This is a genomic window from Rhodanobacter sp. MP1X3, assembly GCF_014207165.1.
In the GTDB taxonomy this organism is placed as follows: domain Bacteria; phylum Pseudomonadota; class Gammaproteobacteria; order Xanthomonadales; family Rhodanobacteraceae; genus Rhodanobacter.
Genome location: NZ_JACHCO010000004.1, coordinates 403,089 through 428,741, shown reverse-complemented (window position 1 = coordinate 428,741; position 25,653 = coordinate 403,089). Strand labels below are relative to the sequence as shown.

The window sequence follows — 25,653 nt, the reverse complement described above, 5'->3', positions numbered from 1 at the left end:
CCTGGCTGCCGTTGGTCACATGGACGGTGCAATCCGTCACCTCTTGCTGGTATCCGGGGAGGGCAGTGAGGAGATTGGTCACTGTCAGAACAGCTGGCGTACGCGGGAGAGTTTTGTGAACAGACGGGACGTATTGAGGGCGGCGATAGCGGTGCCGTTTCTGCCGGCGATTTTTTCTGGCAGCTTGGCGCTTGCCGGGGTGGGCAGCACGGCCGGTTTGAAGTTGCGCTCACGCGTACGGCCGGGTGACTCTGGCTGGCCGTCAGCGGCCCAATGGGATGAATTGAAGCGCGCGACCGGTGGTCGGTTGCTGAAGCCGGTGTCGCCATTTGCCAGCTGTGCGTCGACGCCGTCGGATGCCTCGTGCAGCGAAGCGCTGAAGGAGATCAAGAATCCGTATTACATCGGCGATCAGCCCGCGCTGACCCAGACCAGCGGCTGGGCCGATGCATGGATATCCCAGCCCAGTGCGTATGCGGTGGCTGCCGAGAACACGGCCGATGTCGTGGCAGCGGTCAATTTTGCCCGTGAGCATCATCTGCGGCTGGTGGTGAAGGGTGGTGGCCACAGTTATCAGGGCACCTCCGAAGCGCCCGATTCGTTGTTGGTATGGATGCGGCACATGAGTGCCGTCACCTTGCACGATGCTTTTGTCGCGCAAGGAGGAGCGGGCAAACAGGCGTCGCAGCCGGCAGTGACGGTCGAAGCTGGCGCGATGTGGATCGATGCCTACGATGCGGTAACCACGCGTGGCGGTCGCTATGTGCAGGGCGGTGGTTGCACGACGGTGGGCGTGGCTGGTCTGGTGCAGAGCGGCGGTTTCGGCAGCTTCTCGAAAAACTTCGGCACCGCGGCGGCGGGGCTGATCGAGGCGGAGATCGTCACTGCCGATGGCAAGGCGCTCATTGCCAACGCCTATAAAAATGCCGATCTGTTCTGGGGCATCAAGGGCGGCGGTGGCGGTAGCCTGGGTGTCGTGACCCGGCTGACCTTGCGTACGCATGATTTGCCAGACACGTTCGGCGCCGTATTTGGAGCGATCAGGGCATCCTCCGACGAGGCGTATCACGCATTGATCGCCAAGGCGATCAGCTTCTATGGGAGCGATTTGTTCAATCCGCACTGGGGCGAACAGATGGTGTTCAAGAAGGAGAACACGTTGCGCATCTCGATGGTGTTTCAGGGCTTGGAGCAGACTGAAGCGGAGAAAATCTGGACACCATTCACCGATTGGGTGAATGCGCGCAAGGAATACTCGTTCGCCAAGCCAATTGAGGTTGTGGCTTTGCCGGCACGGCATTTCTGGGATGCGGAATTTTTTCGTCAGCACGCACCGGGATTCATGGTGGCGGATGATCGACCCGGTGCCCCGCGTGACCACGTCCTGTGGGCGGGCGACCAGGGGCAGGTCGGCTGGTTTATCCATGGCTACGGCTCGGCTTGGATGCCGGCATCGTTGCTGGAGAAAGACGCGCAGGCGCGTCTTGTCGATGCGCTGTTCGCCGCCACGAGGCAGTGGGAGTTTGCGTTGCATTTCAACAAGGGTCTGGCCGGCGCGCCGGTCGAAGTGCTGGATGCCGCACGCGACACCGCTACTAATCCGGACGTGATCAGTGCTTTTGCGTTGGCGATCTGCGGCGCCGATGGCCCACCCGCTTATACGGGGATGCCTGGTCCAGGGCCCGACCTTGCCGACGCGCGCCGCGAATCGGCTGGCGTTGTTAAAGCGATGCGTGAATTACGCAAGGTTGCGCCGGATACCGGCTCATATGTGTCGGAGAGTAATTACTTCGAGCCGGTATGGCAGCGGGCATTCTGGGGAGCAAACTATCCACGGCTGGCCATGCTGAAGCACAAGGTCGATCCGGCCGGGCTGTTCTTTGTTCACCACGGCGTTGGCAGCGAGACGTGGAGTGCGGATGGCTTTAGCCGTTTGCGCTGATCGTTAGTCTGTCGAAGTACTCGGGCCGCTGACTTGCAGGAGTCAGCGGCCTTTTCGTATTCGGCTTTATTGCATCCGGCCACTGACTGAGAGACGATCGAACCATATCGATGGCCATCCGGTAATCAGCGCCACGGAATCAGTCATGGCGGAACCAGTGGTTCGGATCGTCGAGAGCGCCACAAGCACTTGAGATTGTTGCTGTCTCATTGGACGCCTATCTTCAGGGGCGGTACCGTGGGATTGAGCCGCTCGCGGTTTCTGGTTTTCACCTCATCTGCAGAGGCTGGATTGCTATGCGCAGGCTGGCGCGAAGCCATGTGCATCGGCAGGTCGCTGGTGCCAAACGTTGGCGCGCGTAGGGTTGATGCACCTGGCGCCGCAGTCCGATGTCGCAAGAGTCGACAACAAACCGGCCGCATCTTGCGCCGCGTTGTCCACGATCACTTCCTGTTGAGATGCCGGGAAGGCATTCACTCTCACGTTTACTGTGAACGTACGCGATGGCGCGTATGAGCGGGATATCGTCGAGCGCTAAACCCACTTTCATCCAAGCGCTGGCAACCTGGCGCGACCCAAGGTTTCCGGGATCATTTCTATCCGATCACCGGAGCAAGACCGACGCGGACCGTCCCTCGTCGTATTTCAGCAGTTGTCAACCAAATCACTGCTACCGCCAAGGAGATTCACATGAGTATACATTTCGAACGCACCGGCCCCCTGACCGAATTGACCAGCTACCCGCAGTGGGCGCAGGACATGGTCGCCGACTGCGCAAAGACCAAAGCACGTGTTCTCGATCACGAGATATGGCAGATGATGATCGATCTCGAGCTCGATCACGAGTCCACCCGCAACTTCATGAAAGGCCTGTGGCCTTTCATCGAACGCTTTCCAAGTTACATGGCACTGAACTTGCTGAAAACCCGCTATGGCCGCAGCACCGGAGACAACATGGCCCGGCGCTGGCTGGTTCGCAATATCCGCGTCGAGCAGAACCACGCAGAGTACTGGATCAATTGGGCTGAAGGTGCGGGCGTATCGCGCGATGAGCTTCTCAATACCGATGCGCCACATGGTACCGATGGCTTACCGCGCTGGTGCGAGGAAGTCAGCTCGCGCGGAACGTTGGCGGCCGGCATGATCGCCACCAACTACGCGATCGAGGGCGTCACCGGTGAGTGGTCAGCCATGGTCTATAAGAGTACAAAGTACCAGGAGAGTTTTGATCCATCGATCCGCGTGGGCAGCTTGCGTTGGCTACACCTGCATGCTGACTACGATGACACCCATCCATGGGAGGCATTGGAGATTGTCTGTACCATTATGGGCATGAACCCTTCAGTTGATGATGTTACACATCTGGCCGAGTGCATCAAGCGCAGTTACGTGAGCATGATTCTTCTGGGAGATCGTTGTATCCAGCGTCAATGGAGTCTCGGTATGGTGAACGATGCCGCTGCCTGATCGATGTGGAGAATGCAAAGTAGAATCAGTATCGTTGAGACTTAACTAACCCAATAGGCAATCGATGCGTTTCATCGGTGCAAGTCTTAAGCGGCCTCTCACAAAGCGGTTGATGCCGTTGGCCTATGCGCTTGCGGTTGTCATTGTGTTGATCATGGCGTTGACCTGGATTGTTTTGCAGGTCCAGATAACTCTCGCTGGTTTTCTCAACAGCGAGAGTCTTTGGTCCAAGGCGCAGAAGCAGGCGGTCATCGACCTCAGCAACTATGCGGTGAAGGGCGACGCGGCGTCACTTGCCAGTTTCAAGCACAACTACGGTGTTCTGGAGTCTGATCGATACGGCCGTGATGCGATTGCGTCCGGTCACTTTGACACGGTGGTTATCGAGAACGTGTTCCGGCGTGGCAGCATCATGCCAGCGGCACGGCCAGGCATGATTTTCATGCTGGAGCATTTTTCCAGTGCGCCGCATATCAACGAGGCGTTGAATGCGTGGCGTTCAACCGACGAGAAAATTGCCGAGCTGAATGTGGTGGCTGATGAGCTACAGCATGCTTACGGCACGGGAGGCATGTCGGCTCAGGAGATCGAGCGCCAGCGCGAGCGTATCAATGCGCTCAATACATTCATCGAGCCACGTACCCAGCTTTTCTCGGTCGAAGTGGTCAACGGCGCGATCTGGCTGGGCAGGGTACTTTTCTGGGGGGTACTCACCGCATTCTTGCTGGCTGCGCTGCTATGGGTACGCATGGCTCGACGCATTCTGGACAGCATTCGGGGCAGCGAAGAGCGTTACCGGTTGGTGTTCGATAGTGCCGCTGATGCGATCGTGATGATCGATGAAACCAGCGGAAAGATACTGGACGTCAATCATGCTGCAACCGTGTGGACCGGGCGCACATGGGATCAGCTGATTGGCGACAGGTTTGTTCATCTGTTTACGCAGCAGATTTCACGCAAGGAGGGCAGCCCTGCTATCAACGCGTTGCTCAACGCCGATGGCAGCAAGCGGCCTGTCGAAACGCAGAGTAGCCTGGTTGATTGGAGTGGCACCCCAGTGCGGCAGGCGATCATTCGCGACATCTCCGAGCGGGTGGCGATGGAACAGGAGCGTCGAGTCGCCGCCGAGGCGTTGGCCAGCATTGTCGAGGGAGTGATCATTGCCGATGCCGATCGACGCATCGTATCGACCAATGCAGCGCACACCGGTATCACCGGCTTCACTACGCGTGATCTGTTTGGCAAGCCGTTTGAAGACACCCGCAGGCTCCCCGATGGCACGCCGCTACCGTCGTCCATCTGGAAAAATATTGCGGCAGGCCATAACTGGCTCGGTGAAGTGCAGAGCATGCGGCGCGACGGCAGCACCTATCCCGAGCAGCTGAGCATCAGCGTGATCCGTGATACGGACAGTCACGTGGTGTATTACGTGGCGGTATTCACCAATATATTCACCAGCAAGGCCAATCAGCGCCGGTTGGAGCATCTGGCGCGGCATGATGCACTGACCGGGATGGTCAATCGGGCTGAGTTCGAGCGCCAGTGCTCGGAGGCCATCGTTGTTGCTGAGCGCGAGCGCATGGCCGTTGCCGTGCTGTTCATCGATCTGGATGCGTTCAAGATTGTCAACGACAGTTATAGCCACGCGATAGGCGACAGGTTGCTGGTCAAGGTGGCCGAGCGTATCCGCCAGCAGCTGGCCGAGGGCGATATGGCGGGGCGTATCGGTGGTGATGAGTTCACCGTGCTTATCCATCGACTGAGCCTGCGCGAAGACGCCCGTCCGATGGTCAGCCGTCTGCTAGCCAGTCTGTCGGAACCGTTTGTCGTGGACGAATACGAAATCGTACTCAGTGCCAGCATCGGTATCGCGGGTTATCCGCTTGATGGCGCTGATGCGACAGCGCTGCTCGCCAACGCCGATGCTGCCATGTATGCCGCGAAAACCCAGGAACGCAACGCGTTTCGCTTCTATTCGCCAATGATGCACGCGGATACGCGACGTCGTCTGCAACTGGCGAGCGAACTGCGGCAGGCGTTGGCGCGCGATGAGTTTCACCTTGTATACCAGCCCAGTGTGGAGCTGCGCACTGGGCGCATCGTTGCGGTCGAGGCTTTGCTGCGCTGGCAGCATCCCGAGCGTGGCGAGGTAATGCCGGGCGAGTTCATTCCTGTGGCGGAAAGCCTGGGCATGATTCGCCGCATCGACGAGTGGGTGCTGCAAGCGGCGTGCGCGCAGATCCAGGCATGGGACCTTGCCGGCTTGCCGGGCATCCGCGTGGCAGTGAATATTTCGGCGCGATGGTTTGGCCAGCCGGCCTTTGTCGAGGGCATCAACCGCACCTTGCAGGCTCGTCAGATACCCGCGCAACGCCTGCTGCTGGAAATAACCGAGAGTGCGATGCTGCGCTTGGGCGAAGATACCGAGCGCACGATGCAAATGCTGCATACGTTGGGCATCGATGTGGCGATCGACGATTTCGGTACCGGCTATTCCTCGATGTCGTACCTCAAGCTGCCGGCCGTGGCCTACCTGAAGATCGACCGTTCCTTCGTAGTAGGACTGCCGGACAATGGGGGCGATGCCGCCATTGCCGAAGCGATGATTGCGATGTCAAAAAGTCTGGGTCTGACGACAATTGCCGAAGGTATCGAGACCGAGGCACAGCACGATTTTCTGGTGCGCGCGGGATGCGTCGAAGGACAGGGCTACCTGTATTCCTACCCGATCAGTCCGGACAAGATCGAGCGTCTGTTGCGCCCGAGCGCTTCGCAGGGAACGACCAAGCTGAGGCTGGTTCCGCCCAAGCGCTCCTGAGTTGGTGCAGGGGCCTAGGCAGGGACAGCTTCCTTCGATGTTGCCTGCAGCGGCGCGCAGTGGCGGTTGAGCCATTCGAGGTCGGCCTCTTCCAGCAGCGGACTCAATGCGGCGCGCACGCTGGCATGGTAGTCGTCGAGCCAGGCGCGCTCTTCGGGATTCAGCAACGAAATTTCCAGCGCGTTGCGGTCGAACGGGCACAGCGTGAGCGTTTCGAAGGCGTAGAACTCGCCGAACTCGGTCTGGTCCGCTTCGATCACCACGGCCAGGTTCTCGTGGCGGATGCCATGCCGGCCGGGCTTGTACAGGCCCGGCTCGATCGAGCTGATCATGCCCGGCTCAAGGGCAACCAGAGCGCTGCCGGATACCGGCGGCCGGATACCGTGCGGACCCTCGTGTACGTTGAGAAAGTAGCCCACGCCATGGCCGGTGCCGTGGCCATAGTCCATGCCCGAGGCCCATAGCGGTGCCCGCGCTAGCGCATCCAGCTGCGGGCCGCTCGCTCCCTTGGGAAAGCGTGCGCGGCTGAGCGCAATCATGCCTTTCATCACCAGCGTGGCATCGCGCCGCTGCTCCTCCGTGGTGGGGCCAAGCGCCAGTACGCGGGTGATGTCGGTGGTACCGCCGAGGTATTGGCCGCCCGAATCGATCAGCAGCAGACCTTTCGTCTGCAGATCGCTGTGCTGCTCGGGCGTCGCCCGGTAATGCGGCAGCGCGCCGTTGGCCTGATAGCCGGCAATCGTATCGAAGCTTTTGCCGACGTAGCCGGGCTGGATCGAGCGTTCCTCATAGAGAAGCGTGTCGACGTCGAGTTCGGTCAGCGCCATGCCGGCCGCCAACCGCTGTTCCAGTCGACGAAAGGCGCAGACCAGCGCCGTGCCATCACGCCGCATCACTTCGCGTACGTGGTCCAGTTCGGCCGCGCTCTTGCATGCCTTCATAGCGGTGCTGGGATTGGCCGCATCGATGCGCTTTACCGCCGGCTTGATGGCTGCATCGATCGTGCTGACGACGCGTCCACTGTCCAGCAGCAGGCTGTCGCCGGTGTCCAGATCACTCAGTGCCGAGGTAACCGAGGCGTAGTCGGCGATCGCGATGCCATCGGCGGCCAGCGCACCGACCAGCGCATCGCTGAGCTTGCCACGGGCGACAAACAGAGTGCCGCGCCCGCTGCTTTCGATCAGCAAATGGGCGAGGAACACAGGATTGCACTCGACATCGCTGCCGCGCAGATTCGTCAGCCAGGCGATATCGTCAAGGCTGGAAAGCAGATGGTGCGTGGCGCCGAGCTTGCGCATCGCATCGCGCACGCGGGTCAGCTTTTCGGCGCGTGGAATCACGGCGAAAGTAGCTTCGTGCGCGACTACGGGCGCCTGCGGCAGAGCGGGGCGATCAGGCCAGATCGCCCCAGGCAGGTCGAGGTCCGTACGCAGGGTGGCGCCGCTCTGGCTCAATCGTTTCTCGATTTGCCGCTGCGAGCCCGCCGCAATGCTGTCGCCGGCAATCGCCAGCACATCGCCTTCATGCAGATTTTTTTGCAACCAGACCAGATGCTCGGCGGCATGTGGCACCTGCAGCTTCATCAACGAGATGCCCGTGCCGGCCAGCTGTTGCTCGGCCTGCGAGAAATAGCGCGAGTCGGTCCACAGGCCGGCGTGGTCTGCGGTAACGATCAGGGTGCCAGCCGAGCCGGTGAAGCCGGACAGCCACGACCGTGCCTGCCAGTGTTCGGGCAGATATTCGGACAAATGCGGGTCGGCGCTGGGTACGAGCACGGCGGCCACGCCATGTTGCTGCATAGCCGCGCGCAGGGCGACCAGCCGGACGCGGATCGAGTTGCGGTCTGTCGGGTTGCTGGCTGAATTGTTCATGCGGTCATGCTAGCAGGCGGTCTGCGGCTTTTTCACCCGCTGCGACGGCCGCGCAGATGAATTAAAACGGTCGATTATTAAATGCTCTCTCGCAGCGGGACGGTTCTGCCGCTAAAATGCCTATTTCCAGCACGGCTACTTTCCATGACCCCCCTGATTTTCGTCACCGGCGGTGTGGTGTCCTCGCTTGGCAAGGGCATTGCTGCGGCTTCACTGGCTTCGATTCTGGAAGCCCGTGGGCTTTCGGTCACCATGATGAAGCTCGATCCGTATATCAATGTGGATCCGGGCACGATGAGCCCTTTCCAACACGGCGAGGTCTACGTGACCGACGACGGCGCGGAGACCGACCTCGATCTTGGCCACTACGAGCGCTTCGTCAACACCCGTCTCGCCGGCAAGAACTCGATCACCACCGGCAAAATTTACGAATCGGTGATCCGCAAGGAGCGTCGCGGTGATTACCTCGGCGCCACAGTGCAGGTGATTCCGCACATCACTGACGAGATCAAGCACTGCATTCACGAAGCAACGCGTGGCTTTGACGTGGCACTGGTGGAGATCGGCGGTACGGTCGGCGATATCGAATCGCTGCCTTTCCTCGAAGCCATTCGCCAGCTGCGCATTGAACATGGCCAGGAAAAAGTGGTGTTCATGCACCTCACCCTGGTGCCGTATATCAAGGCTGCCGGTGAGATCAAAACCAAGCCGACCCAGCACTCGGTAAAGGAGTTGCGCTCGATCGGTATCCAGCCCGACATCCTGCTTTGCCGCAGCGAACAGCCGCTGCCGGAAGGCGAGCGCCGTAAAATCGCCTTGTTCACCAACGTGCCCGAGCAGGCGGTGATCAGCGCCGTCGACGTCGATGTGATCTACAAGACGCCGCTGTGGCTGCATAGCCAGGGTCTGGACGATATCGTGGTGAAGCGTCTCGGCCTCAATGCCAAACCGGCGGATCTTTCCGCCTGGCAGCGTACCGTGGACGCGGTGGTGAATCCCAAGGATGAAGTCACCATCGCCATCTGCGGCAAATACGTCGAGCACAAGGACGCATACAAGTCGCTGGGCGAAGCACTGCGCCACGGTGGCATCAAGCAGCAGACGCGGGTCAACCTGCAGTGGATCGATTCGGAGCAGATCGAGGCAGATGGTGCAGCCGCCGTTCTGGCAGGTGTCGATGCGATCCTGGTGCCCGGCGGATTCGGCAAGCGCGGCTTTGAAGGCAAGATTCTGGCCGCCCGCTATGCGCGCGAACATGGCGTGCCGTATTTCGGCATTTGCTACGGCATGCACGCGGCGGTGATCGACTTTGCCCGCCACGTGGCGAATTTGCCCGAAGCGGACTCCAGCGAAAACGATCGGAATACGCCCGATCCGGTGATCGCCTTGATCACCGAATGGACCACGGCCACGGGCGAGGTGGAGCAGCGCAGCGATCGCTCCGACCTGGGCGGCACCATGCGGCTGGGTTCGCAGGAATGCCGCCTCAAGGCCGGCACGCTGGCGCGCGAGTTGTACGGTCAGGATGTCGTCGCCGAGCGCCATCGCCATCGCTATGAGTTCAACAACCGCTATCGCCAGGCCTTCGAGGATCTGGGGCTGGTGATTTCCGGCAAGTCGATGGACGATCTGCTGGTGGAAATCGTTGAGCTGCCGCCGCAGCAACATCCGTGGTTCCTCGGTTGCCAGGCGCATCCCGAGTTCACTTCCACGCCACGCGATGGCCATCCATTGTTCATCGGCTTTGTCCGCGCCGCGCGCGAGTACAAGGCGGTGCGTGATGGTCATCGACTGGCCCAGCAGGAGTCGATCGCATGAAGCTCTGTGGTTTTGAGATTGGACTGAACCAGCCACTGTTTCTGATCGCTGGTCCATGCGTGGTCGAGTCCGAACAGCTGCAGCTGGATGTCGCGGGCAAGTTGAAAGAGATCACCGGCAAGCTCGGTGTCAACTTCATTTTCAAGTCCAGCTTCGACAAGGCAAATCGTTCCTCCAGCGAAAGCTTTCGTGGACCGGGCCTGGAAGAAGGTCTGCGCATTCTCGGTGAGGTTCGCCGCCAGATCGGCGTGCCGGTGCTGACCGACGTGCACGAATACACGCCGATGGACGAGGTGGCTTCGGTCGTCGACGTGCTGCAGACGCCGGCTTTCCTGTGCAGGCAGACCGATTTCATCCAGAAGGTTGCGCGTGCCGGCAAGCCGGTGAACATCAAGAAGGGCCAGTTCCTCGCGCCATGGGACATGAAGCACGTGGTGGCCAAGGCCAAAGCCGCTGGCAACGACGACATCATAGTGTGCGAGCGTGGCGCCAGCTTCGGTTACAACAACCTGGTCTCCGACATGCGCAGTTTGAGCGTGATGCGCGAGACCCACTGCCCGGTAGTATTTGACGCCACCCATTCGGTGCAGCTGCCGGGCGGTCAGGGCACAAGCTCCGGTGGCCAACGTGAATTCGTGCCAGTGCTGGCGCGCGCGGCGGTGGCGGTAGGTATTGCTGGCCTGTTTGCCGAAACGCATCCCGATCCGAGCAAGGCGCTAAGCGACGGCCCGAACGCGTGGCCGCTGGACAAGATGGAAGCGCTGCTGGAAACGTTGATGGCGCTCGATGCGGTTACCAAGCGTCACGCGTTTTTGGAGAGCATGGTTTGATTTCTGCCTCTATTCGAGAGGTCCGAATGCCCGACGAGTCGGGGTCGCATTTGGGTGCATATCTTGCACTCATTCGTGACGAATGTGGTTTTGAAAAAAGTTGGGCTTACAGAGGGCAATCCCTAGCAAGTTGGCGATTATTGCCTGCTATCGCGAGGCATGAGCCTAAGGTTGATCCAAAAGGTAAAGAAGTTGAGGCATTCAAAGAACTGAGATTGCGCCTTCCTAGTGTTTACTCCGGTAGCCCGTTAGATAACTGGGATCTGCTCGCATTAATTCAGCACCATGGTGCTCCCACGCGTCTGCTTGATTGGACACGTAGCCCATTAATTGCTCTGTGGTTCGCTGTCTCCGGACGGGTCAGGCAGCATGACGGCGGTGATGCCACAGTTTGGGCCTGTTCTACGGCGACCGGTGATTATGTGACCGAGGTTGAAAGATCGAGCAGCGATCCTTTCAATATTGAAAGAACGAAATTTTTTGAATCACCGTACTTTGATCGGAGGTTGGCGGCTCAACAAGGTTTGTTTTCTATTCATCGTTATTGGGAAGACGGATCGCGTGTGGTGCCTTTTGACGGTGTCTCTGGATTCAAAGAGAGATTGAGAAGAGTATTAATACCTCCTCATATTTTTCACTCGTTGATTCAAGAGCTCGATCATGCGGGCATCAATGCGGCAACGATCTTTCCAGATCTGTCTGGTTTATGCCGTCATCTGGCGATTCAGCATTCTTTGGCTCCTAGAGTTATTAGTGGTTATGTAGTTGCCAGTATCGAGCATAGGGTCAGTGCTCTTGGTAGCCAAGTTGAAAGTTAAAGCCATGTCTCAGCAAAAAATAATTTCAATCATCTGTTTTTCATAGGGTTGACGTATCAATGACCACAATTGCCAAAATTCACGCCCGTGAAATTCTCGATTCACGCGGTAATCCCACGCTGGAGGCCGAAGTCACCTTGAGCGACGGTAGCTTCGGCCGCGCGGCAGTGCCGAGCGGTGCATCGACCGGTTCGCGCGAAGCAGTGGAATTGCGCGATGGCGACAAGTCGCGTTACGGCGGCAAGGGTGTGAAGAACGCCGTGGGGAACGTCAATACGACCATCGCCGATGCGCTGAAGGGTTTCGATGCGGTCGATCAGAAAGGTCTTGATGCCAAGCTGATTGCGCTCGACGGTACGCCGAACAAGGGCAAACTCGGCGCCAACGCACTGCTCGGTGTTTCGATGGCGGCAGCGCATGCCGTGGCGGCTTCGCGCCATGAGCCGCTGTGGAAGTATTTGTCGAACGGCAAGCCCGGCGCCCTGCCGGTGCCGATGATGAACATCATCAACGGTGGTGAGCATGCCGACAACAATATCGACGTGCAGGAGTTCATGGTATTGCCGGTCGGTCTGCCGAATTTCGCCGAGGCGCTTCGCGCCGGTGCGGAGATTTTCCATGCGCTGAAGAGTGTGTTGCATGGTCGCGGATTGAGCACTGCCGTCGGCGACGAGGGCGGTTTCGCGCCCAACCTGCGATCGAACATCGAAGCGCTGGATACGATTCTCGAAGCGATTGGCAAGACCGGTTACAAGGTCGGTAGCGAGATCCTGCTCGGTCTCGACGCGGCCAGTTCGGAGTTTTACAAGGACGGCAAGTACGATCTGGCGGGTGAAGGTAAAAAGTACACCTCCGAACAGTTCGTCGACTTGCTGGCCAGTTGGGCCAAGCAGTATCCGATCGTCACCATTGAGGACGGTATGGCCGAAGGCGACTGGGACGGCTGGAAGTTGCTGACCGATGCCATCGGTGATCGCATCCAGGTGGTCGGCGACGATCTTTTCGTCACCAATCCGGCGATCTTCCGCGAGGGTATCGAAAAGCACATCGCCAACTCGATCCTGATCAAGGTCAACCAGATCGGCACGCTGTCCGAGACACTGGAAGCGATTGCGATGGCCGATGCGGCCAAGTACTCGGCGGTGATTTCGCATCGCTCGGGCGAAACCGAGGACACCACGATTGCCGATATAGCTGTCGCGACGACGGCAACCCAGATCAAGACCGGTTCGCTGTGCCGCAGCGATCGCGTGGCGAAATACAACCAGTTGCTGCGGATCGAGGAGCAGCTAGGCACCGCCGCGCGTTACGCCGGTCGCAATGCGTTCCCCAACCTCAGCAAGCTGCCGGGCTGAGCGGGGCGATTGACTGCCGATGCTGCGCTGGGTCGCCCTGATTCTGATCCTTGTCCTGGTCGGACTGCAGCTGAAGCTGTGGTCCGGTGCGGGCAGCATGCGCGACGTCGACAGCCTGCGCATCGCCGTGAAGAAACAGACCGATGAAAACGATCGGCTGCAGCAGCGCAATCAGGCGCTCGGTGCCGATGTGCTGGATCTCAAGCATGGTGACCAGGCAGTTGAAGCGCGTGCGCGTACCGAGCTGGGTCTGATCAAGCCGGGCGAAACGTTCTATCAGGTCGTCGAAACGCCAGCAGCAGCTACGACATCGCCTGCGGCAGCATCATCGGCGGCGCAAGCCGGTCAACCGTGAGCACGCCGTCGCTCCCATCGCCGGTGTTCTGGTGTGTGGTGCCGGCGGCAGGTCGCGGCACACGGGTTGGCGGAGACTGCCCCAAGCAATATCTGCCGCTGGCCGGGCGGGCGTTGATCATGCATACGCTGGATCGTCTCGCCGCACACCCACAGATTGCCGGGTTGCTGGTGACGCTCAACGCATCGGATGTGCATTGGACCGACATCGATTCACTGCATGGCAAGCCGGTGCTTACTGCCGTGGGTGGGAATGAGCGAAGCGATTCGGTACTGGCTGGTCTGCATGCATTGCCCGCCGTGGTGGGCGACGATGCGTTCGTGCTGGTCCACGACGCTGCCAGGCCTTGCGTGCGTAACGCGGATATCAGCCGCTTGATCGATTGCGTCACGGTAGTCGACGGTGGCTTGCTCGGCGCGCCCCTGCGCGATACCTTGAAACGCGCGGATGCCGCGGCGCGCAGCGTGGCCACCGAACCGCGCGATGAGCGCTGGCGGGCCTTCACGCCACAGATGTTTCGACGCGGCGAGCTGACTTCGGCATTGCGCGACGTTACTGCGCGTGGCGTGAAAGTGAGCGATGAGGCCATGGCGATGGAGCTGGCTGGTTTCGCGCCCCTGTTGGTCGAAGGTGCCGAGGACAATATCAAGGTCACCACCGCTGCGGATTTTGCGCTGGCCGAATTTCTGCTGGCGAGGACGGCATGATGCGTATCGGTAACGGTTTCGACGTGCATGCCTTCGGCGATGGCGATCATGTCACCCTGGGCGGCGTGCGCGTGCCGCACAATCATGGCCTGGTCGCGCATTCGGATGGCGACGTGGTGATCCACGCGTTGTGCGATGCCATTTTCGGTGCGTTGGCCTTGGGTGATATCGGCACCCATTTTCCACCGTCCGACGAACGCTGGCGCAATGCCGATAGCCGCCAGTTTCTCCGCCATGCGGCGTTGCTGATGGAACAACATGGCTACGCGCTGGGCAACGCCGACATTACGGTGATTTGCGAAAGGCCGAAGGTCGGGCCGCACACGCAGGCGATGCGCGAATGTCTGGCCGCTGATCTGGATAGCGATCCTGGCCGCATCAGCGTCAAGGCCACCACCACCGAAAAGCTCGGCTTCACTGGTCGTGGCGAAGGCATCGCGGCACAGGCTGTTGTGCTACTTGAGCGGCTTTGAGCGCTCGTTGAACTATTGAATGCCGGCACGGCCGGTGGAGCGTCATGTCCGAATCCGAAGAAACTCAAAACCAGCCGGTAACCACCGAGTCGGCTCAGACCACGTCCGTGAACGAAGCGCTTCCCTGGGCCTACGGCGCCCCCCCGTTGCAGGCTCGGCTGCGCAGCACACCGGACGATTTTCGGGTCGAGGAAGTGCTGGGTTACGACGCCGACGGTCAGGGCGAACACGCACTGTTGTGGGTAGAAAAGCGCGGTGCGAATACGGACTGGGTCGCACGCGAGTTGGCGAAGTTTGCCGGCGTGTCGCAGGTCGCGGTGGGCTACGCCGGCATGAAGGATCGCCATGCGGTAACTCGCCAGACTTTCTCGGTTCAGTTGGCCGGCAAGCCTGATCCGGACTGGTCGACTTTTCCTCACGCTGAAGTGAAAGTGCTGGCCGCGACGCGCCATTCGCGCAAGCTCAAGCGTGGCGCGCTGCGCGGCAATCGCTTCGTGCTGGTACTGCGTCAGGTGCAGGGCGATCGCGAAGCGGCCGAGCGCGTGCTTCAGCAGATCGCCGCGCGCGGCGTGCCGAACTATTACGGTGAACAGCGTTTCGGTCGCGAAGGCGGCAACGTGGCACAGGCGCGCTCGATGTTCGCCGGGCGCCGCGTCGAACGCGACAAGCGTTCGTTTCTCTTGTCGGCTGCGCGCTCGCAGATCTTCAACAGCGTGCTGGCCGCGCGCGTTGAACGTGGCGCTTGGGACACGCCGCTCGATGGCGAAATCTGGGCGCTGGCCGGTTCACGCTCGTGGTTCGGCCCGGAACCTTTCAGCGACGTACTGGCCGAACGACTGGCGCGTCTGGACATCCATCCATCCGGGCCGTTGTGGGGTCAGGGTGAACGGCCAAGCCAAAGTGAAGCCGGTGCGCTGGAGCAGTCGATTGCCGAAAGCTACAGCGATCTGGCGGCCGGCCTGGTCGCGGCGCGCATGGATCAGGAGCGTAGGCCACTCCGGCTGATGCCAACGGATTTGAAGTGGCGCTGGCTGGATGACGACGCGCTGGAGCTGTCTTTCGAACTGCCAGCCGGTGCGTATGCCACGGTTGTCGTGCGCGAGTTGGCGCTGAACTGATCGCTGAAATCGCTTAGCCTTTCAGCAACACCACGACTGCGCCGGTGCCGCCCATGGCTGGACGCGCCGAAGCAAAGGCGATCACGTCATCGCGCCGCCGCAGCAGACGATCGGTCAGGCCTTTCAATACGGGCCCGGCGGCGCGTGAGCGCAGGCCCTTGCCATGCACGATGCGCACGCAGCGCAGCCCGTTTTGTTTGGCTTCGGCCAGAAACATCACGATGGTGGCTTGGGCGGCAGCGGCGTTCATCTGATGCAGGTCGATATCGTCTTGTACGCTGAACTGGCCGCGCTTGAGCTGCCGCAGCAGCTTGGGTGAGTAGCCATCGCGCAGATAACTCAGCTCTTCACCGACTTCGAGGATGGCTGGATCGAAGGCCATGTCGAGCAGTTCGCCGGGTACCGAGGCCTCGTCCGCTTCGAACATGTGCGGATGTGGCGCCGGCTTTGCCGGGGCCGGTGGTGCCGTCACCGGATCAAGTCGACGCACCTCGCCGATCGACTCGCGAAACAGGCGGCTGTCGTCGTCATCGATCGGTACGGGGGCGCGGCGTTTCATGGCTCCATGCTAACCAAAGCCCGTGCGATGGTGCGAATGCGCCGGATCGCGGCCGATTCGTGTGAAACCACCCACGCGCTCCGGTAGACTTCAACGGTTAAGGCGTACTGTGAAAATCACCGCGGTGCGTCACCGTCAGCTTTCAACGGAGCAGCATGCGAGTTCTGGTCAGTAACGATGATGGCGTGGATGCACTTGGCATCCACGTGCTTGCCGAGCGCTTGCGCGAGGTCGGCGAGGTGACCGTGGTGGCGCCCGATCGCGACCGTTCCGGCGCCAGCAATTCACTCACCCTGGACTCGCCCTTGCGGGTGCTTCCGATGGGTAACGGCTATTTTCGTGTGGCCGGTACGCCAACCGACTGCGTGCATCTGGCGCTGGCTGGATTGCTCGACCACGAGCCCGATATCGTGGTGTCCGGCATCAATAATTCGGCCAACCTCGGCGACGACGTGATTTATTCCGGCACGGTATCGGCGGCGATGGAAGGGCGTTTCCTCGGACTGCCGGCGATCGCGGTATCGCTGGTCACCAAGGATCATAACGGTCAACACTACGACTCGGCCGCGCAGGCCGTGTTGTTGCTGATGCAGCGCCTGTTGGTCGACCCACTGCCGGCCGACACGATTCTCAACGTCAACGTACCCGATCGGCCCTGGAAAGAAATTCAGGGTTTCGAAGTGACTCGCCTGGGTCGCCGCCATCGCTCGGCGCCCTCGGTGGCACAGACTGATCCGCGCGGCCGACCGATCTGGTGGATCGGGCCGGCAGGTGAGGTAGACGACGATAGCCCCGGTACCGATTTTAACGCGGTGCAGCGCGGCTTTATCTCGGTAACGCCTATCCATGTCGACCTCACGCGTTTCCAGGCGCTGGAAAAAGTCAGCAGCTGGATCGAAGAGTTGAGCGATAACATGTTGAGCACTCCCATGGCGCTCGATCACACTGCCAGCCACGAGGTCGTCTGAAAGATGACGGTTTATCGATTGCCGGCGGCAGAACTGAAGGGCGAGGGCATGACCTCCCAACGCGCGCGGGACCGTCTGGCGGTCAGCCTGAAGGAAAGCGGCATCCGCGATACCCGGGTGATCGAGGTGATCCGCAATTTGCCGCGTCACCATTTCATCGATCAGGCGCTGCATTCGCGTGCCTACGAAAATACCGCGCTGCCGATCGGCCACGGCCAGACCATCTCGCAGCCGTGGGTGGTGGCGCGGATGACCGAAGTGCTGCTGGAGCACTTCGATTCGAAACAGGGCATGCCGAAGAAGGTGCTGGAGATTGGTACAGGCTCGGGTTATCAGGCGGCCGTATTGGCGGCGCTGGTGCCGGAGCTTTTCACGGTGGAGCGCATCGAGGAGCTGCTGCGCCAGGCCCGCCGACGCTTTCGTCAGCTGGGCATCACCAATCTGCGTTCGAAGCATGATGACGGCAAGCTGGGCTGGCCGGACGAGGCGCCGTTCGATGCGATTATCCTCACTGCCGCGGGCGACACGATCCCCACACGAATTCTCGATCAGCTCACGCCCACCGGCGTGCTGGTGGCACCGGTCGGTTCGGCCAGCAGCCAGACGTTGATCCGCATGCGCGGCGATGGCGAAGGTGACTTTATGCAAGAAGAACTCGGCCCGGTCAGTTTCGTGCCACTGCTTGGCGGGATCGGCTGATGCGGCTGTTTGGAAAACTCTATGCCCAGGCGTTGGTCTGGGCGCGCAGCTCGAAGGCGATTTATTACCTTTGTGGACTGAGCTTCGTCGAGGCCTTCATTTTCCCGATTCCACCGGAAGTGATGCTGGCGCCGATGATGCTGGGCAAACGGCACAAGGCCTTTCACTTTGCGAATCTAAGCCTGCTGTTTTCGCTGTTGGGTGCGCTGGTGGGATATGCGCTGGGTCATTGGGCATTTCAGGCCCTGCGGCCCGTGCTCGATTCGCTGCATCTGCTGGTGCCGATCGAGCAGGGCGTCACTGTATTACGCCAGCAGATGGTCCATCACCAGTGGGGACTGTTCGGTGTACTGATTCTGGCCGCGCTGCAGCCGGTCGTACCGATGAAATTTGTTACCTGGGCCTGCGGCATCATCGGCGTGCCGGTGCTGCCATTCCTCGTCTGCATCGGGCTGGGGCGAGGTAAACGTGTGTGGTTGCTGGCGTTGCTGATTCGTCTTTTCGGCGAGCGTGCCGAGCGTATTCTGCACAAATATATCGAGTGGATTGGCTGGATCGCGCTGCTGCTGCTCGGCCTGCTGCTGGTCTGGTGGTTGTGGTTGCGTTGAGCGTCGGCTACAGAGTGATGAGAAAGTATAGGAAGAGGGATGGCGCCTCGGTATGCTGCTCACCATGACTCGACACCTGCCTGTTCTGACGATTGCGGTTGCATCCTTGACGCTCGCCGCCTGTAGCACCATGCACAGTTCGGTGGTGGTGGAGCCGGCTGCCGGCGGTGGTTACAGCGGCGGCAGTGTTGCGGCGCCTGCACATACGTCGATTCCCGGCGGTAGCTATCAGGTGGTGAAGGGCGACACACTGTATTCAATCGCCTTTCGCAACAAAGTGGACTTTCGCGATCTGGCACAGTGGAATTCTGTCGCTGCGCCTTACACCATTCATCCCGGGCAGCGTCTGAAACTTTCTCCGGTGACGGCAACTGCTGTTGCAACGGGGCATCCCGGCGGTGCGCCGCCGCCGGGTCCGGCGGCAGCTGTTGCCCCGGCATCTACTGCGCATCCATCGCCCGCTCCCGCGGTTGCATCGGCACCGATGTTTGAACCCGTGACCACGCCGGCTGCTGCATCGTCCAGTTCGAAGCCGCCAAGCCCGGCAAGCGCAGGTGCCACGCCAGGCGTCACGGTGCCATCCAAACCGGTGGCGCCTGCGGTCGCAACAACAACCAGCGTTGTACCGGTAGCGGGCGTAAAGACGCCGTCACCAGCGGTGCTGCCACCACCTGCGCCCGCGCAGGTGGTCTCTACCGGCCCCGCACGTGCGGTCAGCGGCGTGACATGGCGTTGGCCGGCACAGGGCACGTTGATCAAACGCTTCCAGACGGGCGATGCCATTCCCGGTATCGAGATCGGTGGCAACGCCGGCGATCCCGTGCACGCCGCGGCGGACGGTGTCGTGGTTTATAGCGGCAACGGGTTGGTCGGTTATGGCGAGCTGGTCATCATCAAGCACAGTGACAGCTTCCTGTCGGCTTATGGCCACAACAGCAAGCGTCTGGTCAAGGAAGGTCAGCGAGTCACCGCCGGGCAGCAGATTGCCGAAATGGGTTCCACTGGCGCGACCCGCAACGAACTGGAGTTCCAGATCCGCAAGGATGGCAACCCGGTCGATCCGCTGGGTTATCTGCCGCCGCACTAAGGCTATAACGGCAACGCAAGTCGCGTCGAATCAAGGCGTCGGCAGAATAAACCCGGCAACGACCCGTCGCCCTTCACCCGCCAACAGGTTGTAGGTACGCGCGGCGGCGGCGTTGTCCATCACTTCGATGCCGACGTTCCGGCGAAGAAAGCCGGCCATGAAGGCCGCCGCCGGGAATGTCTGGCGCTGGCCGGTACCCAGAATTACGAGCTCGGGCTGCAAGTCCAGTAGAACGCTGACGTGGTCGGCATCGAGCTGGCTGGCGTCGTCGACACCCCAGTTCTCGATGGCCTTGTCCGGTGCCAGCAGAAAGCTGCTGGACAGCTCCCGATCGATCAGTGTGATGCTTTGCGCGCCGACTCGGCGCACAAGCAGATAGCCTTCGGCCTGGTCGAGGGATAGATCCATCAGCGCGGCAGGGCGATCTTCGGCTCGTCGATATTGCGACGAAAAAGCACCACCACGTGGCCGATCTGGTGGATCGTCTCCGCTTGGGTGCCTTCGGTCAAAACGGCAATCTGGGCCTGGCGCTCTTCCTTGTCGCCACCGGACAGCTTGACCTTGACCAGTTCGTGCTGGCTAAGAGCCAGGCCGAGTTCCTTGGTGACAGCGTCGCTGGCGCCCTTGTTGCCGAGCAGGATGACCGGGCTCAGATCATGAGCGAGGCTGCGCAGGTAACGGATCTGCGAGGAGGAAAGTGCCATGTCGTGCGTACTCGATTCGCTGTCATTCAACATCTAAGGGTATCATGCGTCCACAAGCCGCATGCCGGAAAACATTCGATCGTCACAAGTGATGAACGATCCTGTGTACTGTTGTAACCGTTAACGCGTGTTTTCTCGGCCTTTCAGCAATCTCCCTTTTCCTGGCTGTATCCGACCATGACCCGCAGTAAAAGCAGTGCCGTCTGGCTGCGCGAACATTTCAACGATGTCTATGTGAAAAAGGCCCAAGCCGAGGGCCTTCGCTCCCGTGCGGTCTACAAGCTGGAAGAACTGATCGAACGCGATCGCCTGCTGAAGCCGGGCATCCACGTGGTGGATCTGGGCGCAGCCCCCGGCAGCTGGTCGCAGCTGGTGCGCCAGCGCATGGGTGATACCGGCACGGTTGTTGCTCTGGATATCCTGCCGATGCAGAGCATCGCTGGCGTGGATTTCCTGCAGGGCGATTTTCGTGAAGAGTCGGTCTTGCGCGAGCTGGAGGCCCGGTTGAACGGCCAAAAGCTGGATCTTGTGCTGTCCGATATGGCCCCCAATATGAGTGGTGTGGCGCTAGCCGATCAGACCCGTGCCATGGATCTGGCCGAACTGGCGCTGGACTTTAGTCGGCAGTGGCTCAAGCCCGGTGGTTCTTTCCTGATCAAGTTGTTTCAGGGGGCCGGTTTTGACAATTACTTGCGCAGCTTGCGCGCGGACTTCACCCGCGTGACTATGCGTAAACCAAAGGCCTCACGTGCCCGTTCACGTGAGGTGTACGCACTGGCGATGGGTAGAAAGCCTTCTGCGGTGCAACCGGTCGAGAATCGCGCATGAATGAGACAGCAAAAAACGTATTGCTCTGGGTGATTATCGCGGCGGTTCTGTTCGCCGTATTCCAGAGCTTCAATCCGCACGGCACATCCTCCTCGGATCTGCCTTACAGCGGATTCGTGCAAAGCGTCGACAACGGCAACGTGTCGACCGCAGTTATCAGCGCCGATCAGCCGGCAACCATCAGCGGCAAGCTGAAGGATGGCAGCACCTTCCGTACGGTAGTGCCTGAGGTAGGCGTGTCCATCAGCCCGATTGTCAAGCAGATGCAGGACAAGGGCGTTGAAGTCCGCCAGGACCCATCGGAAGGCTTCTCGCTCATCGGCTTGCTGATCAGTTGGCTGCCGGTGCTGCTGATCGTCGGCGTATTCATCTGGTTCATGCGCCAGATGCAGTCCGGTGGCGGTGGTCGCGGTGCCATGAGCTTCGGTCGCTCGCGCGCCAAGCTGCAGGGCGAGGATCAGATCAAGGTCAATTTCAGCGACGTCGCCGGTTGTGACGAGGCGAAGGAGGAGGTCGGCGAACTGGTCGAGTTCTTGCGCGATCCGGGCCGTTTCCAGAAGCTGGGTGGCAAGATTCCACGTGGCGTGCTGATGGTTGGTCCGCCCGGCACCGGCAAGACCCTACTGGCCAAGGCGATTGCGGGTGAGGCCAAGGTGCCGTTCTTCGCGATTTCCGGTTCAGACTTCGTCGAGATGTTTGTCGGCGTGGGCGCCAGCCGCGTGCGCGACATGTTCGAGCAGGCCAAGAAACACGCCCCGTGCATCATCTTCATCGACGAAATCGACGCGGTCGGCCGTCATCGCGGCGCAGGCCTCGGCGGTGGTCACGACGAGCGCGAGCAGACGCTGAACCAGTTGCTGGTCGAGATGGACGGCTTCGAGGGTACCGAAGGCATCATTGTCATCGCCGCGACCAATCGGCCTGACGTCCTGGATCCTGCCTTGCTGCGTCCGGGTCGCTTCGATCGTCAGGTCGTGGTGGGTCTGCCCGATGTGCGTGGCCGCGAGCAGATTCTGAAAGTGCATATGCGCAAGGTGCCGACCGCCAGCGACGTCAATGCGATGACGATTGCGCGAGGCACACCAGGGTTCTCCGGTGCGGACCTGGCCAATCTGGTCAACGAGGCAGCGTTGTTTGCGGCGCGTGAGAACGCCCGCGAAGTCCGCATGAGCCATCTGGACAAGGCGCGAGACAAGATCCTGATGGGCTCGGAGCGCCGCTCGATGGCGATGAGCGAGGACGAGCGCAAGCTCACCGCGTATCACGAGTCGGGTCACGCGATCATCGGTCGCCTGGTGCCTGAGCATGACCCGGTCTACAAGGTGACCATCATTCCGCGTGGGCGTGCGCTTGGCGTCACCATGTATCTGCCCGAAGGCGACAAGTACAGCATCAACCGGGTCGCGATCCAGTCTCAATTGTGCTCGCTCTATGGCGGCCGTGTGGCGGAAGAGTTGATCTTCGGTGCCGACAAGGTCACCACCGGTGCCTCCAACGACATTGAGCGCGCGACCAAGATGGCGCGCAACATGGCGACCAAGTGGGGCTTGTCCGATGAACTCGGTCCGGTGACCTACGGTGAAGACGAGGACGAGGTATTTCTCGGTCGCTCGGTGACCCAGCACAAGAGCATCTCCAACGAGACTGCGAGCAAGATCGATGAAGTCGTGCGCGGCATTCTCGATCGCGCTTATGCGCGCAGCAAGGAGCTGTTGACGGCGAATATGGACAAGCTGCACATCATGGCCGAGCTGCTTTTGCAGTATGAGACGATCGATGCGCACCAGATCAACGACATCATGGCGGGGCGCGAGCCCGGTCCGCCAGCCGACTGGACAAAAAATCCGCCGACCAGCAGCACGCCACCGCCGCCACCGCCGAAAAGCGATGCCGGTTTGCCGGTGGGGAAGGTGGGTGATCCCGCTGCGCAAAATCGCTCGGGCTTCGAGAGCTGATGTAGGGCTGCAGGCTTGAGATGAGTCTGTAGTGCTCTGTAGCGTGTGATCAGATACGTTCGATCAATTAGGCGGCCATGGCCGCCTAATTGATTTCCACTGTTCCGATTTATGACCGCCGTCATTGCGCCAACTATTTCATCGGAGCCCGCTAGAAAGAGCCATCAGTGCCGAATGGCAGCATGTCTATTAAATTTTTTTGACGAAAAGTGTTGACGCATGAGGGCGGAGTCTGAATAATTCCGCTTCTTGGTTCGGCGTGTTGATGCCCAAACATCGATACAGCGAGTCAAACGTTTTTCAGTGCGCCCGTAGCTCAGTTGGATAGAGTACCTGGCTACGAACTAGGTGGTCGGGAGTTCGAATCTCTCCGGGCGCACCATTTATGCAGCGAGGCGGGGTGCTTGCACCCCGTTTTGTTTTTACGGAAAGCGATTTTTCCGTAGTTCTTGGAGATGTGGAATCAAGGTGTGTGCTTCGATACGGATTGACGGATCGCAGTGTCACCCGTAACATTTGAAGGCATCGATGACTTGAAATCTTCGATCATTCGTTGCGGGGTATAGCTCAGTCTGGTAGAGCGTTGCGTTTGGGACGCAAAAGTCGGGGGTTCGAATCCCTCTGCCCCGACCAGCGACGCGTTCTTCTGGTAGTGACTGCGCCTGTAGCTCAACCGGATAGAGCATCGGCCTTCTAAGCCGACGGTTGCAGGTTCGAGTCCTGTCGGGCGCACCAGTTTCAAGATTTATGGTGGGTGTAGCTCAGCTGGTTAGAGTCCCGGATTGTGATTCCGGTTGTCGTGGGTTCGAATCCCATCATCCACCCCAGTTTCAAATCAATTTGTTCAAGCCCAGTTTCACCGGGCCGTTAGCTCAGTTGGTAGAGCAGTTGACTCTTAATCAATTGGTCGAAGGTTCGAATCCTTCACGGCCCACCAATTCAAAAGGGACTTGCGCTTGCGCAAGTCCCTTTTTCTTTGTGTGGAATAAAACCACGTGGGGCCTAGGGCAAGGCTGGAATGCGCTGCTTGTGCTGTAGCGTGGTGCAACCGTAAAATGGAGCGCTTTCGTATAAGGGAATCATCAACTTAGACGAGCGCGGCAAAAGTGGGGTCGGATCAATGGCTGGGCTGTATCTCGCCCGAAAATAGACTTGATAATCCTGCAGTTGCGCAAGTTTTCTGTGGTTGGCGCGCGAGAGTGGCGGAATTGGTAGACGCACCAGATTTAGGTTCTGGCGACTAATAATCGTGGGGGTTCGAGTCCCCCCTTTCGCACCAAGCTAGATGATTTTCTTTTTTTGCCGGCGGCAATGGCTGCCATGGTGCCTGTTGCAGGCCCATAACATCAGGTTGTACCAGGAGACGTCATGCAGGTTTCGGTTGAAAACATCGGCACGCTCGAGCGCAAGCTCACGGTGAAATTTCCCGCAGAGCGGTTCGAGACGCAGGTGACTGCACGTATCGCGGAAATGGGTCGCACGGTTCGCCTCAAGGGCTTTCGTCCGGGCAAGGTGCCTACCACGGTCATCAAGCAGCGCTTCGGCGCGCAGGTGCGTGGAGAGGTTCTTTCCGACCTGATCGGCAGCACGTTGCGTGAAGCCGTGGAGCAGGAAAAGCTGCAGCCGATCGCCAATCCCTCGATCAATACGACCGGTCAGCCGGAGAACGGCGAAATCGCCTATACCGCCACCTTCGAGGTCATGCCCGAGTTTCCGGCTATCGACGTGTCCGGGCTGGAGATCAATCGTCCCGTCGCGGAGGTGACCGACGCCGATATCGACAAGATGCTGGAAACCCTGCGCCAGCAGCGTCGCAGTTTCGATGAAGTCGAGCGCGCGTCGGCCGAGGGTGACTTCGTGATGTTCGAGTATTCCGCGCAGGCTGGCGACTATCGTTTCCCGGCGGAAGGCATGGAGCGTGCCGGCAGCGTGCTGGGCTCGGGCAACCTCTTCAAGGCACTGGACGACGCCTTGCTTACTCGCATGGCCGATGACAGCTTCGACACCGAAATCGCCTTCCCGGATGATTTCCGCAATGAAGAACTGGCTGGCAAGACAGCAAAAGTCAGCTTCAAGATCATCAAGGTGCAGGAGCCGAAGCTGCCCGAGATCGATAGCGAATTCGCCCGGTTGTTCGGCATCGAGGACGGTGATCTGGAAGTCTTCCGCAAGGAGGTGCGCGCGAATCTCGAGCGTGAGCTGAAGGCCGCACTGATGGCGCGTTTGAAGTCCGAAGTGGCGGAAAAGCTCGCCAACACGCACGGCGAGCTGGATGTGCCCAAGCTGATGGTGCAGTCTGAGGCGCAGAACATGGCCGCTGGGAACGTTCCGCGTGGCCAGCAGCCGCCGCCGCAGTTGATCGAAGCTGCCATGCCGATCGCGCACAAGCGCGTGATCGCAGGCCTGCTGATGGGTGAAATCGCTCGCAAGCAGTCGCTGGTGATCGACCGCAAGCGCATTGCCGAGCAGCTGGCCGCGATTGCCTCCACCTACGAAGAGCCCGAGAAAGTCATTGAACTCTACAACGGCGACCCCCAATTGATGTCTGGGCTGCAGAATCGAGTGATGGAAGACCAAGTCGCGGAGTGGGTGGCAGAACATGCTAAAACTACGCAGCAGGATCTGAGTTTCGATGACGTGATGCGTCCGGCTAACGCCTGAGCCATACCAGGT

22 protein-coding genes and 6 tRNA genes are annotated in these 25,653 nt (G+C 60.0%); 24 read left to right on the top strand and 4 right to left on the bottom strand.

The annotated features are described in order from the left end of the window. Positions 1 to 115 precede the first annotated feature (115 nt). From HDE79_RS13440 to HDE79_RS13430, 3 genes are all read left to right on the top strand, one after another. Positions 116 to 1,942 (top strand): FAD-dependent oxidoreductase, encoded by a 1,827-nt coding sequence (locus HDE79_RS13440; RefSeq protein ID WP_184602466.1) that lies wholly within the window; start codon positions 116 to 118, stop codon positions 1,940 to 1,942. Positions 1,943 to 2,632: 690 nt separating this feature from the next. Next, a complete protein-coding gene (locus HDE79_RS13435; RefSeq protein WP_184602465.1) occupies positions 2,633 to 3,409 on the top strand; it encodes an iron-containing redox enzyme family protein in 777 nt (258 codons plus the stop codon). A gap of 112 nt (positions 3,410 to 3,521) precedes the next feature. Continuing rightward, positions 3,522 to 6,227, top strand: a complete 2,706-nt coding sequence (locus HDE79_RS13430) for an EAL domain-containing protein (protein WP_184602464.1) — start codon at positions 3,522 to 3,524, stop codon at positions 6,225 to 6,227. A 14-nt stretch (positions 6,228 to 6,241) separates the two neighbouring features. Here HDE79_RS13430 and HDE79_RS13425 read toward each other — a convergent pair whose 3' ends face one another. Next, entirely contained in the window at positions 6,242 to 8,098 is a 1,857-nt protein-coding gene (locus HDE79_RS13425; protein ID WP_184602463.1) for an aminopeptidase P family protein, read from the bottom strand. A gap of 144 nt (positions 8,099 to 8,242) precedes the next feature. Between HDE79_RS13425 and HDE79_RS13420 the strand changes: the two genes are divergently transcribed. Genes HDE79_RS13420 through truD form a run of 8 tightly spaced genes read left to right on the top strand, consistent with a single transcriptional unit; the run spans position 8,243 to position 15,572 of the window. Next, on the top strand, positions 8,243 to 9,916 hold the full coding sequence (locus HDE79_RS13420; protein WP_184602462.1) for a CTP synthase: 1,674 nt from the start codon (positions 8,243 to 8,245) through the stop codon (positions 9,914 to 9,916). After that, complete coding sequence (gene kdsA, locus HDE79_RS13415) at positions 9,913 to 10,746, top strand: 3-deoxy-8-phosphooctulonate synthase (protein WP_184602461.1); 834 nt, start codon at positions 9,913 to 9,915, stop codon at positions 10,744 to 10,746. The genes HDE79_RS13420 and kdsA overlap by 4 nt, the downstream gene beginning before the upstream one ends. A 26-nt stretch (positions 10,747 to 10,772) precedes the next feature. Next, a complete protein-coding gene (locus HDE79_RS13410; RefSeq protein WP_184602460.1) occupies positions 10,773 to 11,564 on the top strand; it encodes an FRG domain-containing protein in 792 nt (263 codons plus the stop codon). 59 nt (positions 11,565 to 11,623) lie between these two features. After that, the gene (eno, locus tag HDE79_RS13405) at positions 11,624 to 12,919 is read left to right on the top strand and encodes a phosphopyruvate hydratase (protein WP_184602459.1); all 1,296 of its coding nucleotides are present in this window, start codon (positions 11,624 to 11,626) and stop codon (positions 12,917 to 12,919) included. A gap of 19 nt (positions 12,920 to 12,938) precedes the next feature. Next, a complete protein-coding gene (gene ftsB, locus HDE79_RS13400; RefSeq protein WP_184602458.1) occupies positions 12,939 to 13,274 on the top strand; it encodes a cell division protein FtsB in 336 nt (111 codons plus the stop codon). Beyond that, the gene (ispD, locus tag HDE79_RS13395; protein ID WP_343205963.1) at positions 13,271 to 13,981 is read left to right on the top strand and encodes a 2-C-methyl-D-erythritol 4-phosphate cytidylyltransferase; all 711 of its coding nucleotides are present in this window, start codon (positions 13,271 to 13,273) and stop codon (positions 13,979 to 13,981) included. The genes ftsB and ispD overlap by 4 nt, the downstream gene beginning before the upstream one ends. Continuing rightward, positions 13,981 to 14,454, top strand: coding sequence for a 2-C-methyl-D-erythritol 2,4-cyclodiphosphate synthase (gene ispF / locus HDE79_RS13390; protein WP_304625076.1), 474 nt, complete (start codon positions 13,981 to 13,983; stop codon positions 14,452 to 14,454). The genes ispD and ispF overlap by 1 nt, the downstream gene beginning before the upstream one ends. A gap of 44 nt (positions 14,455 to 14,498) precedes the next feature. Beyond that, on the top strand, positions 14,499 to 15,572 hold the full coding sequence (gene truD, locus HDE79_RS13385) for a tRNA pseudouridine(13) synthase TruD (protein ID WP_184602456.1): 1,074 nt from the start codon (positions 14,499 to 14,501) through the stop codon (positions 15,570 to 15,572). A gap of 13 nt (positions 15,573 to 15,585) precedes the next feature. Here the strand turns inward: truD and HDE79_RS13380 are convergent, their stop codons facing one another. Beyond that, positions 15,586 to 16,131 carry a Smr/MutS family protein gene (locus HDE79_RS13380; protein ID WP_184602455.1) on the bottom strand — a complete coding sequence of 182 codons (546 nt, stop codon included), beginning with the start codon at positions 16,129 to 16,131 and terminating at the stop codon, positions 15,586 to 15,588. Between the two features lie 155 nt (positions 16,132 to 16,286). On the opposite strand from HDE79_RS13380, the gene surE reads away from it, so the two are divergent. Genes surE through HDE79_RS13360 form a run of 4 tightly spaced genes read left to right on the top strand, consistent with a single transcriptional unit; the run spans position 16,287 to position 19,493 of the window. Further along, positions 16,287 to 17,099 carry a 5'/3'-nucleotidase SurE gene (gene surE / locus HDE79_RS13375; protein ID WP_184602454.1) on the top strand — a complete coding sequence of 271 codons (813 nt, stop codon included), beginning with the start codon at positions 16,287 to 16,289 and terminating at the stop codon, positions 17,097 to 17,099. A 3-nt stretch (positions 17,100 to 17,102) separates the two neighbouring features. Next, entirely contained in the window at positions 17,103 to 17,798 is a 696-nt protein-coding gene (locus tag HDE79_RS13370; protein WP_184602453.1) for a protein-L-isoaspartate(D-aspartate) O-methyltransferase, read from the top strand. Next, positions 17,798 to 18,406 carry a DedA family protein gene (locus HDE79_RS13365; protein ID WP_184602452.1) on the top strand — a complete coding sequence of 203 codons (609 nt, stop codon included), beginning with the start codon at positions 17,798 to 17,800 and terminating at the stop codon, positions 18,404 to 18,406. Before HDE79_RS13370 ends, HDE79_RS13365 begins: the two co-directional genes overlap by 1 nt. Before the next feature lie 52 nt (positions 18,407 to 18,458). Beyond that, positions 18,459 to 19,493 (top strand): peptidoglycan DD-metalloendopeptidase family protein, encoded by a 1,035-nt coding sequence (locus HDE79_RS13360; protein ID WP_184602451.1) that lies wholly within the window; start codon positions 18,459 to 18,461, stop codon positions 19,491 to 19,493. Between the two features lie 30 nt (positions 19,494 to 19,523). Here HDE79_RS13360 and HDE79_RS13355 read toward each other — a convergent pair whose 3' ends face one another. Together HDE79_RS13355 and HDE79_RS13350 are read right to left on the bottom strand one after the other, a co-directional pair. Continuing rightward, the gene (locus HDE79_RS13355; protein WP_184602450.1) at positions 19,524 to 19,901 is read right to left on the bottom strand and encodes an Mth938-like domain-containing protein; all 378 of its coding nucleotides are present in this window, start codon (positions 19,899 to 19,901) and stop codon (positions 19,524 to 19,526) included. Next, positions 19,901 to 20,197 carry a YhbY family RNA-binding protein gene (locus tag HDE79_RS13350; RefSeq protein ID WP_184602559.1) on the bottom strand — a complete coding sequence of 99 codons (297 nt, stop codon included), beginning with the start codon at positions 20,195 to 20,197 and terminating at the stop codon, positions 19,901 to 19,903. The genes HDE79_RS13355 and HDE79_RS13350 overlap by 1 nt, the downstream gene beginning before the upstream one ends. A gap of 177 nt (positions 20,198 to 20,374) precedes the next feature. Between HDE79_RS13350 and rlmE the strand changes: the two genes are divergently transcribed. The 9 genes from rlmE to tig all read left to right on the top strand — a co-directional run bounded on the left by rlmE (position 20,375) and on the right by tig (position 25,641). Then, positions 20,375 to 21,025 carry a 23S rRNA (uridine(2552)-2'-O)-methyltransferase RlmE gene (gene rlmE, locus HDE79_RS13345; RefSeq protein WP_184602449.1) on the top strand — a complete coding sequence of 217 codons (651 nt, stop codon included), beginning with the start codon at positions 20,375 to 20,377 and terminating at the stop codon, positions 21,023 to 21,025. Then, positions 21,022 to 22,980, top strand: a complete 1,959-nt coding sequence (gene ftsH / locus HDE79_RS13340; RefSeq protein ID WP_184602448.1) for an ATP-dependent zinc metalloprotease FtsH — start codon at positions 21,022 to 21,024, stop codon at positions 22,978 to 22,980. Before rlmE ends, ftsH begins: the two co-directional genes overlap by 4 nt. Before the next feature lie 305 nt (positions 22,981 to 23,285). Then, positions 23,286 to 23,362 (top strand) — tRNA-Arg (locus HDE79_RS13335). A gap of 174 nt (positions 23,363 to 23,536) precedes the next feature. Further along, positions 23,537 to 23,613: transfer RNA gene (locus HDE79_RS13330), tRNA-Pro, on the top strand. Positions 23,614 to 23,638: 25 nt separating this feature from the next. Beyond that, a tRNA-Arg gene (locus tag HDE79_RS13325) sits at positions 23,639 to 23,715 on the top strand. A 15-nt stretch (positions 23,716 to 23,730) separates the two neighbouring features. Beyond that, positions 23,731 to 23,807: transfer RNA gene (locus HDE79_RS13320), tRNA-His, on the top strand. Between the two features lie 34 nt (positions 23,808 to 23,841). Next, positions 23,842 to 23,917, top strand: a tRNA-Lys gene (locus HDE79_RS13315). Between the two features lie 256 nt (positions 23,918 to 24,173). Continuing rightward, positions 24,174 to 24,259, top strand: a tRNA-Leu gene (locus HDE79_RS13310). An 89-nt stretch (positions 24,260 to 24,348) separates the two neighbouring features. Continuing rightward, positions 24,349 to 25,641, top strand: coding sequence for a trigger factor (tig, locus tag HDE79_RS13305; protein ID WP_184602447.1), 1,293 nt, complete (start codon positions 24,349 to 24,351; stop codon positions 25,639 to 25,641). Positions 25,642 to 25,653: the final 12 nt, after the last annotated feature.